The organism is Parabacteroides goldsteinii DSM 19448 = WAL 12034, from assembly GCF_000969835.1.
Lineage (GTDB): Bacteria > Bacteroidota > Bacteroidia > Bacteroidales > Tannerellaceae > Parabacteroides > Parabacteroides goldsteinii.
The window spans coordinates 55863-78015 of sequence record NZ_KQ033913.1 but is presented as its reverse complement, the minus strand read 5'-3'; the positions used below and the strand labels follow the sequence as shown (position 1 = coordinate 78015).

The following is a 22153-nucleotide window of genomic DNA, read 5'->3' as shown; positions in this document are numbered from 1 at the left end:
TTATTTAGAATATGATTGACTGATTTCTGATCAGAATATTCGAGTTACTTTTTACCTCCGGTACAGCAGACCGGGTAACAGTCTCTATAAACTCTGGTTTGGACTCCGGCAGAACAGGCGATCCGATAGAGATCATTTTTTCTATATTCAGTTTGTACCAGTTATTCCGTACCACACCGAAACGTCCGTATTTTCCGATACCTTGTGCCTCTGCAACGGAAAAATGTTCTATTGGTACCTCATAATACATTTCACCGTTTTTATAAAATGAAAGATTGGCAGATTCTGCCGGTTTTTCGTTTCTCCAATTAGAAAAGTTAAAATCAGGATGGTCCTCTTTAAATTGTCTGATCGCTTCGAGAATACCCTTCCGAAGATATATATGAATATGTTCTGTTGTAGAGGCCGAGGCGTAGATCTCCACATCCTCCGGACGGAGAATAAAAAAAGTGGTATTGTCTTTATTATAATTATTGTATTTATAATTTTCGATATCCGTATTTCCTCCTTTAAATACAAAGAACCCCTCGATCGGTTTTAACGGAAGCTCCGGATTCACCTCTGTACTCTTCTCACCAAACTGCTCTCTTTTAAGAACCGCTTTAAAGATAACCCTAGTCACGACATCTTTCTTTTGTTCATTTTGAACCATGGTATTTTCGGGTATGTACACCGGTTGAGTGTCTCCCTTTTTCCATGACCAGTAATTATAATATTTATAATCGGAGAGTTGAGGATACAGCTTTTTAGCCGTACTATTGGTACCCGGATTTAATTCTGTGCCATCCAATACATAGCTGAAATTTTGTTTTTTCGCATCTGTTCCTGAAAAGCCAGAGAAGTTAGGGTCTTCAGCGTAAAAATATTCCCGGTCGATATCTCCCTGTTCTTCGATTACGGTTCCTCCGGCTTTATATGTAAGATGTCTGAGCCAATAGCTTTTTTTATTGACTACATCGATTTCCCAGGTAAGGTCAGTTGCAACCATATAACGCACCCGATCGGAAACAAGTCCCAGGCCATCATATGTATGAAGATAAGGTTTGGCACTACACTGTTTCGTTTTCCGGTTAAATGTACCGGTACAACCTTGCACCGGACATTTAATACAATCTTCCGGTATATCGTATCCTTCATCACCCCAGGGAGCTTCTGATTGGTTATTATAATCCAGCAACATAACAAATCGTCCGTAGGGAGCTACTGCAGTAGATTTGGTATTTGCGGTACCAGCATAATCACAAGTGACTTTTGCTGCCACACGTTCCAGATTGATGAAAGCCGGATTGTTCTCTGCTTTTTCTTTAGTAGCATAGAAGTTTCCGGGTATTAGTTCGACAAGTTTTTGGGAATTCATCATCAGGAAATAAGCCGGTTCTTCGTATGTTCCCTCTTCTCCGATCACGGTACGGGAACGGAACATACCGATAGTAGTATTGAATGCAACATCCAATGCGGTGACATGTTCTCCTTTTTCCGTTTTTGCCTTAATCGAATCATTGGGATTGATCACGATTAGCATATCATAATTGCTCCGTTCAAATGTGCGTGCTATTGTCTGAATGAAGATTCTGTTCCCATCAGTGGTCCAATTATAGAGATCACTTCCAGTAACTTTAAAATCATTGTTATCGGGCTGCACCTGTATATCCAGATCCAGACAATATTTAACAACACCACCTTCATAGAGAACCATTCTTACTCCATCTATCAGTATTTCTGAAATACTCCCCCTGTCTACTCCTTCATAGGTTTTCGTACCCATATAATCATTTGGCAAAGGTATTCTCATTGCCAGCGAAAACATATTCCCTGTACCGCTGGGAATACTTTCTTCTGGGATATTTCCAAGATCATCGATAGGGGTTTCTGTGCCCGTACAAGAGACAAGCCATAAGGCTAATCCCAACATCAAAAAAATACGATATACATACTGCTTCATTCTTCTTTCACTAAAATTAATCGCTTAACACGCCCGGTAGAATTTAAGTAAACCAGGTTTCCGCACTCACAACTTCAAACTTTATCTATATGCTGTCAAAGTTCTATTCCCTGCCCCCTTTCCACCCAAGGAAGAATAGTAAATTCAACAGATAACCAAGATTTATCTTTGTCATCCGGTTCGGGTCTGTCTTTCGGTATTTCACCCGTACCATAATTCTTTATACTGGTCAGTAACAGATTATACCAACTATTGCGGACAACTCCATAGCGACCATATGCCATAGACTCACTTTGAAGTTCGTCTCTGAAATGACGGATAGGCACATAGTAATAATTAGGTGCACCTGCCGCAAAAAAACTTACTGTTCCATTCGATTTAACAACATCTTTCGACGTATCGGGAACGTCTGTATATCCATTAAAGTCCTCAGAACCTTTCATACTATCCAAAATAGCGGGTAAAACAATAATACTGGCATTTGTAGCCTCCTCAGTAAGTATCTTCCATGTTTTACCAACACAGGTAATAATTGTCTCCGGATTACTATAAGCAGCATGAATCTGCTGTATATCCGTAAAAGTGAAAGCCATATTACGAAATAAGAAATATGGAGCACCCGGTAGTAAGGATGTGCCAAAATACGTTGTTTTAGGAGTTATAACCGCAGATATCAGAACACAGGTAGTTACATCCTCCCATTGCTCCGATGCGACCATTGTGTTTTCTGTGACATATACTTCAGTAGGTTCATCAGATGTTGAAGGTTTAAAGGGAAGAGCTATAGTTCCGGATTTATAAATAAATTCATTTGTAAGCGAAGCTATAAGATTTGGATTACGACTATGGCTGAATCCATTCCAGTTAGGATCTGTGGCATACATATATATTCGATTCGTCGCAATAGCGACTTCAGGAATTGTTTGTGTAACAACACCGGATGAAATAGAGTTTTTGTCAAGCATAGGAGCCGCATTTCTCATCCAGAATGTTTTCCTGTTAATAACATCGACATCCCATTTAATCTCACCGATATTCGCACCCAGTGTCGCCGAAGCGGCATTAAGATTATCAGCTACGCTCAAAGTCACTTTAGCCACCGCACGTTCAACGTCTAATTTTACAGGTGCAGCTTCAGCCTTGGCATCGGTATCATAAATATCACTCTTATCCACCTCAACTAAGCCAGCAAAGTTGCTCATCAAAAAGTTGTCCCTTATCTGTTCTCCCATAGTAAGCTGGTCAACAGTGACTTCAGCCGCAGCAGTCATAATACCTAATTTTTCACCTTTGCCCGTTAAGCCCTTCAGTATGGCAGGAGGATTAATAAATACCGCAAGTTTATAATTATCTTTTATAACTTCCTTCGCTTTTATTCTGTATGTAGTAGTATTCGTCCCCTGTAATATACTGTGGATGTCATTACCCGGCGAAGTCGGAGTACCTATATCAGTCAGCACAAACTGATACTTCACCTCACTAGTAACCGGATCATCACCATTATACATGACAATCAGGATTGACTTCACTTTATTCTCATCCGCAGTTCCATAATGCAGAGAGTCCAGAGTTTTTGTCTCCGTACCGCGAACACTGCTATTGCTCAGTACAAGGGAGATATAACCAACCGGGCCGTCATTATCGTCTGTTTTACCCTGATCGTTTATTTCATTAGAGCAGGAAGTAAAGATTGCTCCAGCCATCAAAATAGTCAAAACTATTTTTTTGATATATCTAATTTTTATAAGAATCCTCTTAATTACGCAAGCTATCATATAGTTTTTACTCTATCTAACCGTTCCAGGTTATAAATAATCATTTCTTGCAGACATGGGAGGATTTCTCCTGGTGTTCGTACTGATAGTTATAAAACTAAAATCAGGCATTTATGCCTCTACTAAAGCACCTCGATACTTTTTCGACTTTTCTAAATTTCTATTAGTGGATTAAAAACAATATTCATTAATGTGGTCTCCACTCCATGTCGCATCCATTAAACACTCATTTTTTACTCTCAATCAAATAACAATTCCTTACTTTGCTTTGTTGAGTATCAGACAAACTTAGATAAAAAGACAGATTAAAACGTACCTTATAAAAAAGTTTTTTATTTATCCTTGTTTGCTATAATAATTTAAGACTACTGTCTTAATGTAGACAAAGATAATATATAGATGTCTTTATAAAGATGTATTGAACTTAAAAAAGGTAGAAATTCAGCAATTTAATATCTATTTGCTTTTGTTAATTATAAACAAAATTGTCGACAGTTATCAGTATCATGACTGAAAACTATCGACAATCGATTTATTGGGAATATAATTTTGTCTAGTATCTATGCTAAACAAATTACATCAGGTTCTATTAAGTTTTTTATTTAATACGTCCCGTGCCATCCAGAAAGTTCAGGTAAGCCTTCTGGCCTGCCGATACGCTTATGGCTTCAGGATCACCTCCGTTCTTCCGGTATTCTATTTTATTGTTCAGGACAATAAACTCACTGCGCCACCAGTCCGTAGACGGCAACTTAACACACATACGTAATGTGCCACCGGCAACAAAAGCAGGTGAAACAAATTCACCTTCCCCGGAAGGTACTGTAAATTTACGGGCTTCATCAAACGTATCCCAACCGCCGGATGGATCACCGGTCACATAAACATCGGGAGTAAGGAATTCAAGCGTATAAACCAGATTCTTTCCATCTACAACAGTTGTCACTACCAAAATATACCAGCCGGCATTTTTAACACCGATATTCTGTCCGCCACTGCCGTCATCTACACCGGACACTCCGGCTAAAGAGGCCGATGCAGCCGGAACAAGACCTTCGGAATAAGCGACCTGATTGCCGTCCCACAAAGGTTGCGCATTGAACTTCATTACGTTATTACCACCAAAATACTGCATGGACCAGAATTTACCCGGAGTATCCGTTACCGGGATCATTTCAACCCATTTACCCCAACTGCTTCCGGAGGCAAAATCGCCGACCAGATACATCTGTTCCGGCAAAGTGACAGGAGGTTCCACATTATAACCCAACACTTTCGGTAGTTCGATGACATTGGACGTGATTTGTCCCGCTCCATTATTCGTAAGGGAAGCGTTCAAACGAATATAAACCGGCATGGGTGTCTCCGGCAATTCGGTATTATCGTTCGAAGCCTTCCACAAATCCAACAAAGCCATGGCAAAGTCAACGGCGTCTATATTCAACTCTGGCAGTGGGTAAGCCGGGGATAAGGTGGCATAATTTGCTTTTGTACCGGCTGCCTCATCGGCCTCCTTAAAAGTTTCTTCCAGAGAGAGCTGTACTTTATAGGTGGTAGAAGCCACGTATCCGTAATTAGGTTGCGTACAGGTCAGTTCAATGGAAGAAAGATTCTTCAGATCATATACTTCATTTGCCTGTGCCGGTGTATTCAGGTTGAACTCAGTTGGTTCCTGAAAAACCGGATTATCGTCTCTGTCTTCTCCGCAACCGGTCCAGCATAATGAACCGGCTAAAAGGAGCACATATATATTCAGTTTCTTCATTTGTTTACAGATTTGGAAGTTATTATTTTAATGATTCATATCCCGGGTTTTGCACCAGGTTCGGATTGGCTGTCAGGTCGCGGTCGCTGATCGGATAGATATTGAAGCGACTGTCGATATTTGCAACGCCTTCCAGTGTACCCCCTTTATATGCCCAGGCATAATCCTTAGTGAATTTTCCGAAACGTACGAGGTCGGAACGACGCTGTCCTTCCCAATATAATTCGCGGGCACGTTCATCGAGAATAAAATCAAGAGACAGGTCAGAGGCTGTAATATTGGCACTCTTATCACCGTTAGCACGTTCACGCAGTTGGTTTACATACTCAACGGCCTGTTCCTTATTGGTTCCGGCAGCATTGCGTACGGCACATTCCGCATAAATCAAGTAGATGTCTGCCAGACGGAACAACGGAAAGTCGGTGTTCGGATCAGGTGTCGGAGTTACTGCTGCGCCGTCCCAGCCCAGGTTCGTAAATTTATGGCACAGGTAGCCGGTGTTCCAGTCCTGCATTTTCGATTCAGGAGTACGCGTTCCGGCACCATCATAGAAAGCATAACGTTTATCTTTCTTCACCAGGCTGCCGTGGCTGTCGGTTCCCGCGTCCGGACTTTCGTTGAAGAATCCGATCATCTGTTGTGTCGGCTTCAGGCAAGTCCACGAAGAAGACATTCCGAACCAGGTCTGGTCCATATCGCCGCCATAGGCAGCGGCTGTCAGCATAATTGTACTACCATAGCTTTTTGCATTGACATTATCGAAAGGAATCGCGTAGATGATTTCATTCTTATGCATACCCGTCAGATGGTTTTCACCACAGAAAAGGTTGGCATAATTATCTTCCAGACCGAACCCGGCGTCAATTACTTTCTGGGCATATACAGCAGCCTTGTCATACATCGGTTTGCCGGTATAAACTTCTGCATTCAGATACATTTTGGCAAGAAGCGTGTTAATAACCGGTCTGGTTACACGACCGTACGTTGCCATAGAAGGCGTTTCGTCCAGATTACCATTTTCGGAAAGATCGATCAATTCGGCTACGATCTTGTCAAACAATGCCTCCGCCCCTATCTGTGACGGTTTCCACGACTTATCGTCTGTCGGGCTGTCATCCCAGACAACACCCGGATTGCGATAAAGGTCGATCAGGTAATAATAATTCATTGCCCGGAGTCCGCGCACCTGGTCACGATATTTCTGAATATCCGGAATGTCGCTATCTGCCGCATAAACGTCCAGGAATTCCTTGCAGTAACGAACATTCAGCATGGCACGCTGGTAGAATGAATAAGCATAAGGCAATGTATAATCCCAATTCAGCTGACATAACTCCACAATACCTTCGTCTGCCCAGTTCCAGATCGCTTCATCGGAAGGGAACAATTGCAAGGAGAGCAATCCGCGGAGAAAAACCAGCGAACCCTGGTCGCCCCCCTGCAAGTCCGGTTCGACATTCGTATCGGAAGAGTTTCCCGACAAGCCGAAACCGGAATAGATTTTAGCCAGAAAGGACTGGCAGTCGGCTTCATTATGGATAGAACTGCTGGATTTATCCAGTATCGGCTCCTGATCGAGGTCGCCCAGACAGGAAGTAGCCCATACACAACATAAAGAGGCAAGGCCCAATGATATATATTTTTTCAGTTTCATGATAGATGCATTTTAGAAATTGATGTTAACTCCGAATAATACTGTTATCGGACGCGGATATACGTTGTTATCCATACCGTCGTTCACTTCAGGATCGAGACCGTCATACTTGGTTATGATGATCGGGTTCTGCACGGTTGCATAAAAGCGGGCATTCCAGCTACTTTTGATAAACTTGTCGACATTATATCCCAATGTAATATTGTCGATCTTCAGGAACGAAGCATTCTGGATATAGTAATCCGACAAACGCTGGCGTGACTGGAATCCGGTTTTCAAAGCTGATATAGGTTTATTGCTCAACGCATTGTTCCCAAACAATTCGTTGACGCCCAATGCTGCATTGGCGGCCGTCGAGTTGAAATTGTAATTGCCCAGGCTGACACGTCCGTTGAAGCCTAAATCCCACTGCTTATACGTGAATTTGGAGTTGAAGCCCATCAACACGTCTGCGGTCGGTTTCTTATAACGATAGAGGTCGTTATCGGTAATTACACCGTCGCCGTTACGATCCACATACTCACCTTCGATCGGGTTTCCGTCGGCATCATACACTTGCTGGAAAACATAGAATGTACCCGGAGCATAACCAACGCTATGGATCTTCAGACGCAAACCACCGTCACCACCAGTCGATTCAAAGCGTTTACCCGGTGAGTCGGAATTATCGTTATAAGTCAGTTCCGTAATTTTTGTCTTGTTGTAAGCGATATTGAATCCCAGGTCCCAACTAAAGTCACGACTTACTATCGGACGGGTATTGATAGAAAATTCAACCCCTTTGTTTTCGAGCGAACCGATATTCGAAACAACATATTCGGCAAAGTCAGTTCCGGCCGGCACATTCACTTCCGCATTGATAAGGTCTTTTGTCTTACGGATATAACCATCCAAAGAACCGGTAATACGGCCGTTCAGGAATCCGTAATCGATACCGACATTATAGGTCGTCGTTGTCTCCCATTTCAGATTCGGGTTGGCGGCAGTCAGTGCCAATACATTTATCCAGGTCACATTTCCGGCAGCATCATAAACAGGATACATGGCTCCCCCTTTTCCTTCCCGGTAAAATGAAAGATACGGATAATCGCCCTGGTTAATATCCTGCTGCCCGGTAACACCCCAGCCTAAACGCAACTTCAATTCATCCAGGCTACTGAAATCTTTCATAAAACCTTCTTCATTCATCTTCCATCCCAAAGCCAGCGAAGGAAAGAGTCCCCAGCGTTTATCTTTGGCAAAACGGGAAGAGGCATCATCACGCAAGGTGAAAGTCAACAGATATTTATCCATCAACGAGTAATTCATACGTCCGTAGAAAGAGGCCAGTACATATTTGGTATCTGTTTCCTTATATTCGTTGCTTACAGTCGTATTCTGTCCGAACGTTTCCGGCTTACGCGACAAATAATAAGTCACATTATCCGTCTGCGTCTGGTAACTCTGATAAGAATAACCTGCCATGACGTCGAAGCGGCTGGCTACCGACGGCAGTTCTTTGGAATACTGTGCATAGAAATCAAACAGTTTGTTTTTATGTGTACTATTATAGATACGGTTACTTCCGGTGGCGTCATCGTCCGGCTGATAAGAACCGGGAGCATTCGGGTCTATATATTTCTTTCCTTCCACAGATGTATAATCGATACCCATATTCATATTAAAGCGTAAATCCGGCAAGAAGTGCAGTTTGTAATCGAACTGCGCATTTCCGATAAACGACTTGGCTGTCGAACGGTCATCGACCATTTCCAGCATAGAAACAGGGTTGACTCCGGCCGAGGTCGCTCTGGTGCCGTCCGGTGTGTAATCGCCGGTCCAGGTAAAATAACCTCCGTATTTACTGCCGTTTGTTACCGGCTTGGTCGGGTCGAAGCTAACTGCGCTTCCCAAAGCACCCGTATCGGCAAAACGGTTTTTGATATAAACGCCTTTACCATTCAGGTTTACATTCAGGTGATCCTGAAAGAAAGAAGGAGTCAATGAAACACTTCCGGTATATCGCTGGAAATTAGATGTTTTCAGAATACCATTCTGATCAGTATAACCGAAAGAGACACGGTAAGGCATAAATTCTTTGACGGAACCGTAGGCACTGATATTATGGTCGGTCGAAATTGCCGTACGCAACACTTCATCCTGCCAGTCTGTGCTGACATTCGGGAAGAGATTCAACGCATTCAACATACCCTCCGTCGTGTTCGGAGCATTTGTGATATAATCCCGGTATTCATCCCCGTTCATTACATCCACTTTATTACGTTTCGTGCTGACAGACACATTACCGCTGTAATTGATCTTGACACTACCGCTCTTTCCTTTTTTCGTTGTAATGATGATAACACCATTCGAGGCACGGGAACCGTAGATTGCAGTGGCCGATGCATCTTTCAGGACTGTAAAAGACTCGATATCAGATGGGTTTATCGTACTCAGCGGATTGCTCAACCCGTCCGGGGCACTGTTACCCATAATCACACCGTCGATAACCACCAACGGATCGTTTTTAGCAGACAGGGAAGAACCGCCACGGATACGGATCGAAGAAGAGGAACCCGGTTGTCCGGTAGAAGAGGCAACGGATACACCGGCCACCTTACCCATCAACATATCCTGGGGACTGACCTGCAAGCCACGGTTCTTTTCATCCGGTTTAATGGCAATAACGGAACCGGTAGCATCATTCTTCTTAACCGTACCATATCCGATCACGACAACATTCTCCAACATCTGGGAATCTTCTGCCAGAATAATATTCATATCAGAAGCAACAGGCAATTCCTGCATCTTATATCCGATAAATGAAACAGAGATAATATCGCCTTTAGAGGCAGACAACAGAAACTTACCGTCTATATCGGTAACGGTCCCGTTCGTCGTTCCCTTTATAATAACATTCGCCCCGATAACCGGTTCTCCTGTAGGATCTTTCACAACTCCGGTCACTGTCATTTGCTGGGCAAAAACAGAAACGGACATACACAAGCCTGCGATCAGCATCAACAGTGCTTTAAACCTTAAACGTTTCATGTGCTTAAATTTAAGTTCTTTACAAGTTTACTTAATAACCTTAACAATCCTTTTACCTTATAGATTTTTTAACCCTTTTAATTCTTTCGGGTCGCTCACTTCCTGAATGCTGATAGCAAAGCCACCGCCACTGGCTGCCTTCAAATTCAATTTGCTTTTGCTTGTCAACACACCTTTCTTTATAGTATATGCCTGCGGATTATTTTTCCAGTCGGCATCTTTAGCATCAGCATAAACTACGGCCACATATTTCTTTCCCGGATCGAGGAAGTCGAAAGACAGGCGGGATTCGTGTCCGTTCTCATCGGCCGTACAGCCAACGAACCAGTTACCTGTTCCTTTTGCTTTGCGGGCAATCGTGATATAATCGCCCGGCTCTGCTTCCAGGTAAAGCGATTTGTCCCAATCGAGAGCGACATCTTTAATAAACTGGAAGGCATCGGCATACTGTTCGTAATGTTCGGGGACATCGGCTGCCATCTGGAGCGGACTGTACATCGTTACGTAAAGTGCCAGCTGGCGTGCCAGTGTCGAACGAACCTGAGAGGTGTTCGACGGATTCATCGCGCTGCAATGTGTTTCGAAGATACCCGGCGTATAATCCATCGGGCCACCGATCAGACGGGTAAAAGGAAGAATCGTTGTATGATCCACGTTATTACCTCCAAATGATTCATATTCTGTTCCGCGGGCCGATTCATTACCGATCAGGTTCGGATAGGTGCGGCACAGGCCGGTCGGGCGTGTTGCTTCGTGAGCGTTTACCATGATCTTGTAGTCGGCTGCTTTCTTCACGGCATACAGATAATGGTTACACATCCACTGTCCGTAATGATGTTCTCCGCGGGGAATGATATCACCTACGTAACCACTCTTCACACTGGTATAGCCATTGTCTACCATAAACTGATAGGCTTGATCCATATGACGTTCATAATTGCGGACAGAAGCGGATGTTTCGTGGTGCATCATCATCTTTATTCCTTCGCTGGCTGCATAACGATGGATTTCTTGTACATCGAAGTCCGGATAGGGAGTAACAAAGTCGAATACATAATCTTTACTCTTGCCGAACCAGTCTTCCCAACCTTCGTTCCAACCTTCCACCAGGACGGCATCGAAACCATTGGCTGCCGCAAAGTCTATATAACGTTTTACGTTCGTTGTATTGGCGGAGTGACGGCCATTGGGTTTTGTTTTTGTATAATCGGTTTCGCCTAATTTGACACTGCTCAATTCGTCGGTATAAGCCCATGTTCCTTTGTTGGTAATCATATCCCACCATACACCGATATATTTAGTCGGCTTGATCCAGGATACATCGTCCAGCTTACACGGTTCGTTCAGGTTCAATGTGATGCGGGATGCCAGGATATTACGGGCATCATCGCTTACGATAACCGTTCTCCACGGTGACTGGCAAGGTGTCTGCATATATCCTTTATCGCCTTTTGCATCCGGTGTCAACCATGATTCGAACGTCATCGTTTTGTCATCCAGATTCAGATGCATACAGGAATAATCAACTAAAGCGGCCTCATGCAGGTTGATATATAATCCGTTATCCGATTTCATCATTAACGGAGTCTGTACACCGGTCTGCGAGAAAGGTGTTTGTGATGAGTTGGGAGTAACAGCTTCTTTCATCAAACCGCGGATCTCGCTCAGGCGAGAGGTCATGGTACTATATTCCTGTGTATCGTAATCACCCGGCAACCAGAATGTCTTATGGTCGCCTGCCATAGCGAACTGCGACTTTTCTTCCTTGATCACGAAGTAATTCAACTCTTTTTGCTGAGGGAATTCATAACGGAAACCCAATCCGTCGTTGAACAGGCGGAAGCGAACCACGATAGATCGGTCGTTGGAAGGTTGTTCCAGCGTTACAGCCAGTTCGTTGTAATTATTACGGATTTCTTTTTCCTCGCCCCAAACCGGTTGCCAGGTTTCATTGAAACTGGAAGTACGAGTGTCTTTAATCCGAAAACCGTCATACAGATTCGTTTTCTTATCCAGTGCATCCACGTCCTTGCGTTGCTTGAACTCAAAGTCGACGGCGGCATCCGCATCTTCTTTCTTCAATTCCAATCCCAGATGGCTGGGTTTGATCACTTCTTTCTGTTTATAACTCAGGTCATAAACCGGTGCACCCTTTTCATCCAACCGGAAGTTCATTTCCAGGTTTCCGTCAGGCGACAACAATTGCTGTGCATAACTGATCGTGCTGCATCCGAGCAGGGCGATCCATATTAATACTTTACTTCTCATGGTGTTATTATATGATTTAATTAACTTTTCCGAATTCAAGGATCAATACGCCTTTACCTTTCAGCGGTAAAGAGGTCTGCAAATCGATCTGCCGATCATTCAACAGGTCGTAAGCCCGACGGGCGGGAAGCACTTCCTGATAAGGAGCCAGATCGACCGTGCGGTCGGCATCAGAACCGTTCAGGAAAACGACAACGGAATGATTTCCATACTTACGTTCGTAAACGTATACTTCGTTCTGCGTAATAAAATGTTTGAACGAGCCTTTGGCTATCGCATCATTGCCTTTTCGCCAGTTGAGCAACTTACTTATATATGTATAGGCTTCGTTCTGCTGAGGGGTACGACCGGCCGGAGTAAATGCGTTTTGCTTGTCACCAGCCCATCCGCCAGGGAAGTCACGACGCAGAACACCATCGCCTTCGGCTTTATCGGCAGCCATCAGTATTTCGGTGCCATAATAAATCTGCGGGATACCACGAACGGTCAGCAGGAAAGCCAAAGCCTGTTTGTAACGGTTCAGGTCGCCTGTAGGCGGTACTTTATAAAAACGGGAGGTATCGTGGTTATCGAGGAATACCAACAGATTCATCGGGTCGGCATACACGATATCCTGTGTCAGGTAATCATAAATACGTGCCAGTCCCCTATCCCAGCTGTTCGTCTCTTCATCGAATGCCGACGACATGATATTCATCAAAGGGAAATCCATGACCGTAGGCAGGTAAGAGTTCCGGGGATAAGCCACTTTGCTGTCCTTCTGCCAGAAAGAGACACCTACATTATTTCCGATCCACGTCTCTCCTACGATATTGAAATCGGGGTATTCAGCATTAACAGCCCTACACCAGCGTGCCATCATATCGAAATCGGCATACGGATGCGTATCTTGTCGGATACCGTTGATCCCGGCATATTCAATCCACCAGATACTGTTCTGGATCAGGTAAGAAGCCACGTGCCGGTTACGTTGGTTCAGGTCGGGCATCGACTGGGTGAACCAGCCGTCTATATTTTTCACTTTGTCATAATCAGAACGGTAAGTGTCGGCCTGCGGCATCGTCTGGTAACCGGTCTGTACGAAATTATCCTGGAAGTTGAACCAGTTGTCGGACGGCTTATCGGTAAAGAAGAAATGTTCGCTTCCGCAATGGTTAAAGATCATATCCATTACGATCTTCAATCCTTTATCGTGGGCAGCACTAACCAGTTGGCGAAACTCTTCATTATCACCGAAGCGAGGATCGACTTCATAATAATCAGTAATGGCATACCCGTGATAGGAACCTTCGGTCATATCGTTCTTCAGGATAGGATTCAGCCAGATGGCGGTAACGCCCAGGTCGGAGAAATAATCCAGATGATCGGCTATCCCTTTCAGGTCACCTCCATGGCGGGCATACATATCCGTACGATCCACTTTCGACTCGCGCATTCCGGGAACGACATCATTCTTCGGATCACCGTTGGCGAAACGGTCGGGCATGATCAGGTATAAAACGTCTGAAGCATGGAAACCTTTCCGGACAGACGAATCCTTCTCGCGTTCTTTTATCTGATAAGGGATGATCGTTTGTTCCCCGTTCTTTGTCAGTTGAATGTTAAATTCTTGGGGAGCTGTTTCCGACAGATCCAGATAAAGCAGTAAGTAATTCGGATTTTGTAGCTTCACGATCTCTTTCACGCGAATATCGGAAGAAGTTATCAATACGCTATCGGTCGCGATATCCGTACCGTATAATAGGATTTGCAGTTCGGGATTCTTCATACCCGACCACCAGAAAGCAGGTTCCACTTTCTGTATTTTTACGCCTGACAAAACAGGCAGGCAAAAGCCCAGACATAATACAAAGGTTACAATTATCTTTTTCATGGAATGATTTGTTGGTGAACGATGCAAATGTAGCGGGATAGATTACCGGGAAAACGCATTAGAAAAAAAATCAAAACCTTAAAAACTCCTTTTTACCTGTAATACAACACAATAACACATTTCAATCAGGCAAAAAATCAAAACGCATTAGAAGGTATTTCAAATGTATTTCACTACCTTTGCGCTAGATGAATCAAATCAACAACATGAAAAACACGCTATATTCTCTTTTTCTACTCCTTTTGTCGATATTGCCGGCATATGCATCCGGCGATAAGCCGACGATCAAATCCCTGCTCAAAGAGCTGGATCGTACTATCGCAATGAAAGCCGACTTTCACAAACAGCGGGAACACGAGATAGACAGTATCCGGAAACTGGCACATGCCACTCCTTCGCCGGAGGAAAAATACCACCTGTACAGCTCCCTGTACGGAATCTACCTACATTACCAGGCCGACTCGGCACTGCATTATCTGGAAAAAAGGAAAGCGCTCCTTCCGTCTCTCCAAAATCCACAGTACGAGAACGATTTATGGATCGCAAGAGCCGAAGTTCTGGGAATCATGGGACTTTACAATGAGGTGGCCGCCCAACTGGAACAGGTACGCCGGGATCAACTGGACAACCAGACCCTGCTTTACTATTATTATACCTGTCGTACTTACTACGGTTGGATAGCAGACTACACCCGTACCGACGAGCGACATAAGTATATCGAAAAAACGAATGCCTACCGCGACTCCATCTTATCCCTCACAACCAACCAGCTTGACCACAGTGTGGTACTGGCCGACAAAATGATCGTAGAGGGACAAGCGGATAAAGCAATCGAACTGATCGATAAAGAATTGGCAGGGTTGGACAATCAGGAGTCACTTGTCTATCTGTTATACAACCTGTCGCAGGCCTATGCCCAGAAAGGCGACACCGAAAAACAAATCTATTACCTGGCACAAACCGCCATAGCCGACCTGAAAACAGCTAAACGTGAATATATCTCCCTGCAAAAACTGGCATTGCTGATGTTTGAAAAGGGAGATATCGAACGAGCCTACAAATACCTGAGTTGCTCGATGGAAGATGCCGTTGCCTGTAATGCCCGCCTCCGTTCGGTAGAAGTAACCGAGTTTTTCCCGATCGTGGATAAAGTGTATAAACTGAAAATAGAGAAAGAGAAACAGATATCGCGCACGTTACTGATCAGTGTGAGCTTTTTATCCTTCTTATTATTGGTAACAATCATCTACCTGTACCGGCAGATGAAGAAACTTTCCCTCATGCGAAAAGCAGTCAGTGCCTCCAATGAGCAATTACAGGAGATCAATAAAGAATTGAGCCAGGCCAGCAAAATAAAGGAAGAGTACATTGCCCTTTACCTGAACCAATGTGTCATCTATCTGGATAAACTGGATACGTACCGCCGTTCTTTAGCGAAACTGGCTATGGCCTCCAAACTGGATGACTTATTCAAAACAATCAAGTCCGAACAATTCATACGCGATGAACGGAAGAATTTCTACAATGAGTTCGATAAATCGTTCCTGAAGCTATTCCCCCATTTCATCAAATCGTTTAACGACCTGATGAGTGAGGAAGGAAAACTAAGCCCAAAATCAGGAGAGATATTATCTACGGAACTCCGTATCTTCGCCCTGATCCGCCTGGGGATCAACGACAGCAGCAATATCGCCCATTTTCTGGGTTATTCGCTGGCTACCGTTTATTCGTATCGCAGCAAAGTGAGAAGCAAAGCGCTCGACAAAGAGAAGTTTGAAGAAGAAGTTGCCTCCCTTTAATCTTTCATACAGATTGTAAACAGGGGTTTTATACTTTTGCTTTCACCCTTCACCGGCTATACCATACTGTAATACAATGATTTGCAGTGAAGAAAGAGAGATAGGTGATAAAATGTTGTTTCGAACAAAAGTGTGCGTTTCCCCCCTATATCCCGGCAGATCACACCCTATAAAGTAGCGTCCGATCCCCTATACCCTATCGGTATGTACGTTATAGGGCGGGTATGCCATCATGCCGGTCCTACTATCTCATCCGGCCGGCATCGCAGTATCAATACCACTCACATTACTATGTGAAGGCGGGCGACTCCCAAACGGACAAGCATCGGTTACCCTGCGGATAACTATCCGTTCCCACACCGATGCCTACTCACCGGAAGGTTTCCTGTTACGGTTCCAAAAACAATAGTGTAAAGGCTGGGTTCACCACAAGAAACTATAATACAATCTGTTACATATGTGAAGGATGAGGTGTGAAAATCATGGAGGGGGGAGATTGTTTCCGTCGCGGACTTTCTCATGGCTTTAAACTACCTTTGTCAGAAAAAGAACAGCCCCCAATCTGTTTTCTTTCGGTCGAAAACTGTTTTGGGGGCGGTTACCCTGCTTTTCAAATAAATTCATTACATTTGTGACCCATTATAAAGGAAGGAAATAAATGATCGATCAACCTACCATAGACCGGATACTTGACGCTGCAAACATTGTGGATGTTGTTTCCGAATTCGTTACCCTACGCAAACGAGGGATAAACTATGTAGGATTATGTCCTTTTCATACTGATAAAACGCCCTCGTTCTACGTCTCTCCGGCTAAAAATATATGTAAGTGCTTTGCCTGTGGCGAAGGTGGTACGGCCGTTCACTTCATTATGAAGCATGAACAGCTGAACTATTTCGATGCCTTGCGTTATCTGGCCAAGAAATATAACATCGAGATACAGGAACGGGAACTGACCGACAAGGAGAAGCAAAGGAAAAGCGACCGCGAAAGTATGCTGATCGTCAATAGCTGGGCACAGCAATACTTTACCACCCAACTATACGAACATGTAGAAGGGAAAACGGTCGGACTCCGTTACTTTGCCGAACGTGGGTTCCGTGAAGACACCATCCGTAAATTCCAGTTGGGCTACAGTCTCGACAAGCGCGATGCATTATACAAGGAAGCAACCAAAAACGGTTATAAGAAAGAGTTTCTGGAAAAGACCGGTTTGGTTATTGCCTACGACAATGGAGGAGTCAATGACCGTTTTCGCGGCCGTGTGATATTTCCGGTACATACGTTAAGCGGAAAAGTCGTAGCCTTTGGCGGCCGTGTGCTCAAGAAAGACGAGAAAACAGCCAAATATGTCAACTCGCCGGAAAGCGAGATTTACCATAAGAGTAATGAGCTTTACGGTATCTATTTCGCCAAACAGGCGATTGTCAAGGAAGACCGTTGTTTCCTGGTGGAAGGTTATACCGATGTAATCTCCATGCATCAGGCAGGAATAGAGAACGTGGTTGCCTCCTCCGGTACGGCTCTTACACAGGGACAGATACGGCTTATACATCGTTTCACCAGTAATATAACCGTATTATATGACGGTGATGCCGCCGGTATCAAAGCAGCCCTGCGCGGTATCGACCTGCTGCTGGAAGACGGGATGAATGTGAAAGTGGTTCTCTTGCCGGACGGCGAAGACCCCGACTCGTTTGCCCGCAAACATAATGCCAGCCAGTTTTCCGAATTTATCAAACAAAGCGAAACGGACTTTATCCGTTTCAAAACCCGTTTATTACTGGATGATGCGGGAACCGACCCGATCAAGCGCTCGGCGCTGATTACGGATATTATCCGTACGGTTGCCATCATCCCCGATAATATAGCCCGTTCCATCTATATCCGCGAATGCAGCGCCATGATGGAGATAGACGAACAGGTCTTGCTGAACGAAGTCAATAAGATCCGGTTAAGCAAGGAAGAAAGGCAGAACATGCAGGGACAGGTAACTCCCCCGGTATCCAATACGATGAGTATGATACCGGAATATCCGGACCTGCCCGGTTACCAGCCGGTTGCCGGAGACAGTTTTCTGCCACCGGATGATACCGTGCCATTGCCGGACGATTATATGCCTCCACCACCCCCACCGGAAGAATATCCGATGGAAGAAACCGGGCCTATGGATGTTCCGCCTCCCGATTATCCGCCGGCACAACCGCCACAGACGGTTCAACCAGTACAACCGGTACAAACAGGCCAGCCGAAACGTTCGCCTTACGAGGTGTACGAACTGACGTTGCTGAAATATATCGTGCGGTATGGCGAACAAATCCTTTTCGATTATGTGGATGAGGAGACAAACGAACATATTGTGATGCGTGTGGCCGAATATATCCGTTACGACCTGGAGCGTGACGACCTGACTTTCTATACCCCGATCATTAAAAGCATGCTCGACGAAGCGGCAGACAAATGCAAGACCGAGGGATTTATTGCCAGCCGTTATTTCCTGGCCCATCCGGACCCGAACGTAAGCCGACTGGCCGCCAACCTGATCAGCGAAAAGTATCAACTGAGCAAGTATCACAGCAAATACCGCGAGTTGGAACAGGAACAGGATAAACTGGACCAGTTAGTCACCCGCGAAATATATGCGATGAAAGATGCCTATATCCTCCGGCAGATAAAGGAGACACAACTGGGCATCAAGGAGGCGCACGCACAAGGAAATGAAGAAAAGGTGTTCGAGCTGATGAAACAACTCACACGCCTGAATGAAATAAAAAACGTATTGAGTAAGGAATTGGGAGAACGTATCGTATTAAAAATGTAACAACTTATAGCCTATGAACTTTTTGGAAACGGAAGATGTGGTTAAACAATATGCCAATCATCTAGCCCTGAACAAAGTCAGCATACAGGTGCCCGAAGGGAAAATATTCGGGTTACTCGGACCGAACGGTGCCGGAAAAACCACGCTGATTCGTATCATCAACCGCATCACCGCCCCCGACAGCGGCACCGTCCGTTTCAACGGACGCGAATCGAGACCGGAGGATATTTACCAGATCGGTTATCTCCCGGAAGAACGGGGATTGTATAAAAAGATGAAAGTAGGCGAACAGGCCATCTATCTCGCCCAACTTAAAGGACTGTCTTATTCCGAAGCCCGGACCCGTCTGACCCGTTGGTTTGAAAAGTTCGACATCATGCCCTGGTGGAATAAAAAGCTGGAAGAGTTATCGAAAGGGATGCAACAGAAAGTGCAGTTTATCATTACCGTTATTCACGAACCGTCATTGCTAATCTTCGACGAACCGTTCAGCGGTTTCGATCCGGTGAATGCGGAAAGGTTGAAACAGGAAATCCTGGAACTGAAAGAGAAAGGACATACGATTATTTTCTCTACCCACAATATGGCTTCGGTGGAAGAGATATGCGATAACATAGCTCTGATCAACAAATCGCAAGTGGTATTATCAGGAAATGTGGCAGAAGTCAGAAACCGTTTCCGGAACAATACATTTACATTACGTATCTCATCCGATAGTGTCCTTTCAAACGTTCCGTCGGATATCTTCACGCTGCTTTGCGAAAAAGAACAAAGCGGAATACGCGAACTGCAAATCCATAAAGCCGACGGGATCAGTAATTCCACTTTACTGTCTACTCTGTCCGAACAGGTCGAAATCCTGTCGTTTGCAGAGGAACTTCCTTCCATGAATGATATATTTATTAACACCGTATCGGGCACAAACACCACACAGGCATGAATAAAATAGGACTTATTATCAAAAGAGAATATCTGCGCCGGGTAAGCAAAAAGTCGTTTATCCTGCTTACACTTCTGACTCCGTTTTTGTTTGCCGCACTGGTATTCGTACCGTTATGGCTATCGACAATCAAAGGGGATGAAGTACGTAACGTTGCCATCATCGATACGACCGGGAAATATGCCTCGCTGTTCGAGAATAACGAGAGTTTTCATTTCATCCACAGCGATAAAACGTTAGACGAATATCGCCAGGGTGAAGATAAGGAGGTATTCGCCTTCCTGAGTATCACAGACGATTTGCTGAACAATCCTAAAGCAGCAACCCTTTACTCAGAAAAACAGGTTCCGGCCGAACTGAGCCGTTTGGTCAACCAGACACTCAGCAAGCAGTTGGAAAGCGAAAAACTCGCCTCTTTCAATATCCCTAACCTGAAAGAGATCATCAGGGAAAGCAAAATCAATTTCAACGTACAGACCATAAAATGGAGTGAAGACGGAAAAGAAAGTGCTTCATCGGCAACCGTCGCTTCGATCATCGGGATGGTGTTCACGTTCATTATCTATATGTTTATTATGATGTATGGTGCAATGGTGATGCAGGGGGTTATGGAAGAAAAGACCAACCGTATCATTGAGGTGATGATCTCGTCCGTTCGTCCGTTCGACCTGATGATGGGGAAAATTATCGGTATCGGTTTTGTTGGTCTTACACAAGTATTCCTATGGGGTATTATCACGACCATACTGGTCAGTGTAGGAGGTTTTATGTTCTCCGGTGGAGTCGATGTGGCATCCCTGCAAGCTGGGCCTCAAATGGGGATGATGGATGCAAACGCTTTAGCCTCTTCTTCCGGGAATGAAATCATGGGAATCATCAATTCAATCAATATTGCAGAAATCGGTATCTCTTTTATTATCTATTTCATTGGAGGTTATATGTTGTATGCATCCATATTCGCGGCTATCGGCTCGGCGGTAGACAGCCAGGAAGATACCCAGCAGTTTATGGCTCCGGTCACGATCTTTATGATCTTTGCATTATATGCCGGAATTTACAGCATGGAGAATCCGGACGGACCGCTGGCATTCTGGTGTTCGATGGTTCCGTTCACTTCACCGATCGTCATGATGGTACGTATTCCTTTTGAAATTCCTTTATGGGAAAAATTACTATCAGTCTCTTTATTATATGCCTCTGCCATCGGCATAGTCTGGCTATCCGCCAAAATATACCGGGTAGGTATCCTGATGTACGGTAAGAAACCGAGTATCAAGGAAATGGTGAAATGGATTAAATATAAATAAGATGGACTCAACAATCTCACTTATATTAAGCCGTCATGGAGAGACGGAAGAGAATAAATTGCGTATTATGCAGGGACAGATGCCCGGGCATCTGTCTGAGTTGGGCAAACAGCAGGCGGAACAGTTGGCCGACCTGCTGGAAGAGGAAGAAATCGACGTTATTGTCAGCAGCGACCTGGCCCGGAGCTACGACACCGCTATGGCTGTTGCCCGCCGCAAAGGATTGGAGCCTGTCCGGACACCGCTGCTCAGGGAAATGGATTGGGGTATCTATACCGGAAAAGTGGCCAATGAAATGGATTTCAAGAATCTGCCGGAAAGCGTGGAAAGCGTGGAGGCTTTATATAAAAGAGCCGGAGAGTTTCTGCAATTCCTGCAAACGAACTTCTCGGGAAAACGTATCCTGGCTATCGGGCACGGAGGTTTCAACCGTGCCATTATCGTCCGTATAGAAAAAAGGCAGCAAGAGGAAATCCTGAAGCTGCCAATCATGAAAAACACAGCTTGCCTGCGCTTTTCACTCTAAATGATATTTACTTTACACCTGGGGCTGCACGACACTGAATGTACCGGATGCTTTGCTGACCAGTTTATCGTCGCAATAAATCTCACATTCACTGAAATGGACGTGCCGTCCCGGTTTGATAACCGTTCCTCTCGCGATCAGTTCCTTTCCCCAGGCAGCCCTTAAAAAGGATACTTTCAATTCGGCTGTCAATACGTCTTTATCGAGCGGCGTCATCGTATAGGCTGCAAAACCGGCTATCGTATCTGCCAAAGCCGCCAATACACCACCATGAATAACGCCGCTATATTGGCGTTGTTCATCATGCAAAGGCATACGCGCCTCAACGATCCCATCTTCAACAGTAGTGAACTGTACCCCCAAATGATTCACATAAGGGTTTGTCTTCACCCTGTCGAGTAATCTTTCTTTTACTTCTGCATTCATTATTTTTACTCAATTAGTTGGTTTCTT

General features: G+C 44.7%; 13 protein-coding genes. 5 read left to right on the top strand and 8 right to left on the bottom strand.

The annotated features are described in order from the left end of the window. Window positions 1-4: 4 nt before the first annotated feature. From HMPREF1535_RS13400 to HMPREF1535_RS13370, 7 genes are all read right to left on the bottom strand, one after another. Complete coding sequence (locus tag HMPREF1535_RS13400) at window positions 5-1942, bottom strand: fimbria major subunit (RefSeq protein ID WP_046146571.1); 1938 nt, start codon at window positions 1940-1942, stop codon at window positions 5-7. Window positions 1943-2037: 95 nt separating this feature from the next. Continuing rightward, entirely contained in the window at window positions 2038-3717 is a 1680-nt protein-coding gene (locus HMPREF1535_RS13395) for an Mfa1 family fimbria major subunit (RefSeq protein ID WP_046146570.1), read from the bottom strand. A 598-nt stretch (window positions 3718-4315) separates the two neighbouring features. Then, window positions 4316-5482 (bottom strand): SusF/SusE family carbohydrate-binding protein, encoded by a 1167-nt coding sequence (locus HMPREF1535_RS13390; RefSeq protein WP_046146569.1) that lies wholly within the window; start codon window positions 5480-5482, stop codon window positions 4316-4318. A gap of 22 nt (window positions 5483-5504) precedes the next feature. Next, the gene (locus HMPREF1535_RS13385) at window positions 5505-7136 is read right to left on the bottom strand and encodes a RagB/SusD family nutrient uptake outer membrane protein (protein WP_046146568.1); all 1632 of its coding nucleotides are present in this window, start codon (window positions 7134-7136) and stop codon (window positions 5505-5507) included. A gap of 12 nt (window positions 7137-7148) precedes the next feature. Beyond that, complete coding sequence (locus tag HMPREF1535_RS13380; RefSeq protein ID WP_046146567.1) at window positions 7149-10166, bottom strand: SusC/RagA family TonB-linked outer membrane protein; 3018 nt, start codon at window positions 10164-10166, stop codon at window positions 7149-7151. A 57-nt stretch (window positions 10167-10223) separates the two neighbouring features. Further along, entirely contained in the window at window positions 10224-12434 is a 2211-nt protein-coding gene (locus HMPREF1535_RS13375) for a glycoside hydrolase family 97 protein (protein ID WP_046146566.1), read from the bottom strand. Between the two features lie 16 nt (window positions 12435-12450). After that, window positions 12451-14307 carry a glycoside hydrolase family 13 protein gene (locus tag HMPREF1535_RS13370; protein ID WP_007657674.1) on the bottom strand — a complete coding sequence of 619 codons (1857 nt, stop codon included), beginning with the start codon at window positions 14305-14307 and terminating at the stop codon, window positions 12451-12453. Window positions 14308-14513: 206 nt separating this feature from the next. On the opposite strand from HMPREF1535_RS13370, the gene HMPREF1535_RS13365 reads away from it, so the two are divergent. From HMPREF1535_RS13365 to HMPREF1535_RS13345, 5 genes are all read left to right on the top strand, one after another. Further along, window positions 14514-16106, top strand: a complete 1593-nt coding sequence (locus HMPREF1535_RS13365; RefSeq protein WP_046146565.1) for a DUF6377 domain-containing protein — start codon at window positions 14514-14516, stop codon at window positions 16104-16106. Window positions 16107-16764: 658 nt separating this feature from the next. After that, entirely contained in the window at window positions 16765-18927 is a 2163-nt protein-coding gene (gene dnaG, locus HMPREF1535_RS13360) for a DNA primase (protein ID WP_010800174.1), read from the top strand. Between the two features lie 13 nt (window positions 18928-18940). After that, window positions 18941-19867 carry an ABC transporter ATP-binding protein gene (locus tag HMPREF1535_RS13355; protein ID WP_046146564.1) on the top strand — a complete coding sequence of 309 codons (927 nt, stop codon included), beginning with the start codon at window positions 18941-18943 and terminating at the stop codon, window positions 19865-19867. Next, window positions 19864-21174 carry an ABC transporter permease gene (locus HMPREF1535_RS13350; protein WP_007657635.1) on the top strand — a complete coding sequence of 437 codons (1311 nt, stop codon included), beginning with the start codon at window positions 19864-19866 and terminating at the stop codon, window positions 21172-21174. Before HMPREF1535_RS13355 ends, HMPREF1535_RS13350 begins: the two co-directional genes overlap by 4 nt. A gap of 1 nt (window position 21175) precedes the next feature. Continuing rightward, a complete protein-coding gene (locus HMPREF1535_RS13345) occupies window positions 21176-21700 on the top strand; it encodes a histidine phosphatase family protein (protein WP_046146563.1) in 525 nt (174 codons plus the stop codon). 12 nt (window positions 21701-21712) lie between these two features. Here the strand turns inward: HMPREF1535_RS13345 and HMPREF1535_RS13340 are convergent, their stop codons facing one another. Then, a complete protein-coding gene (locus tag HMPREF1535_RS13340) occupies window positions 21713-22126 on the bottom strand; it encodes a PaaI family thioesterase (protein ID WP_007657632.1) in 414 nt (137 codons plus the stop codon). Between the last annotated feature and the right edge of the window lie 27 nt (window positions 22127-22153).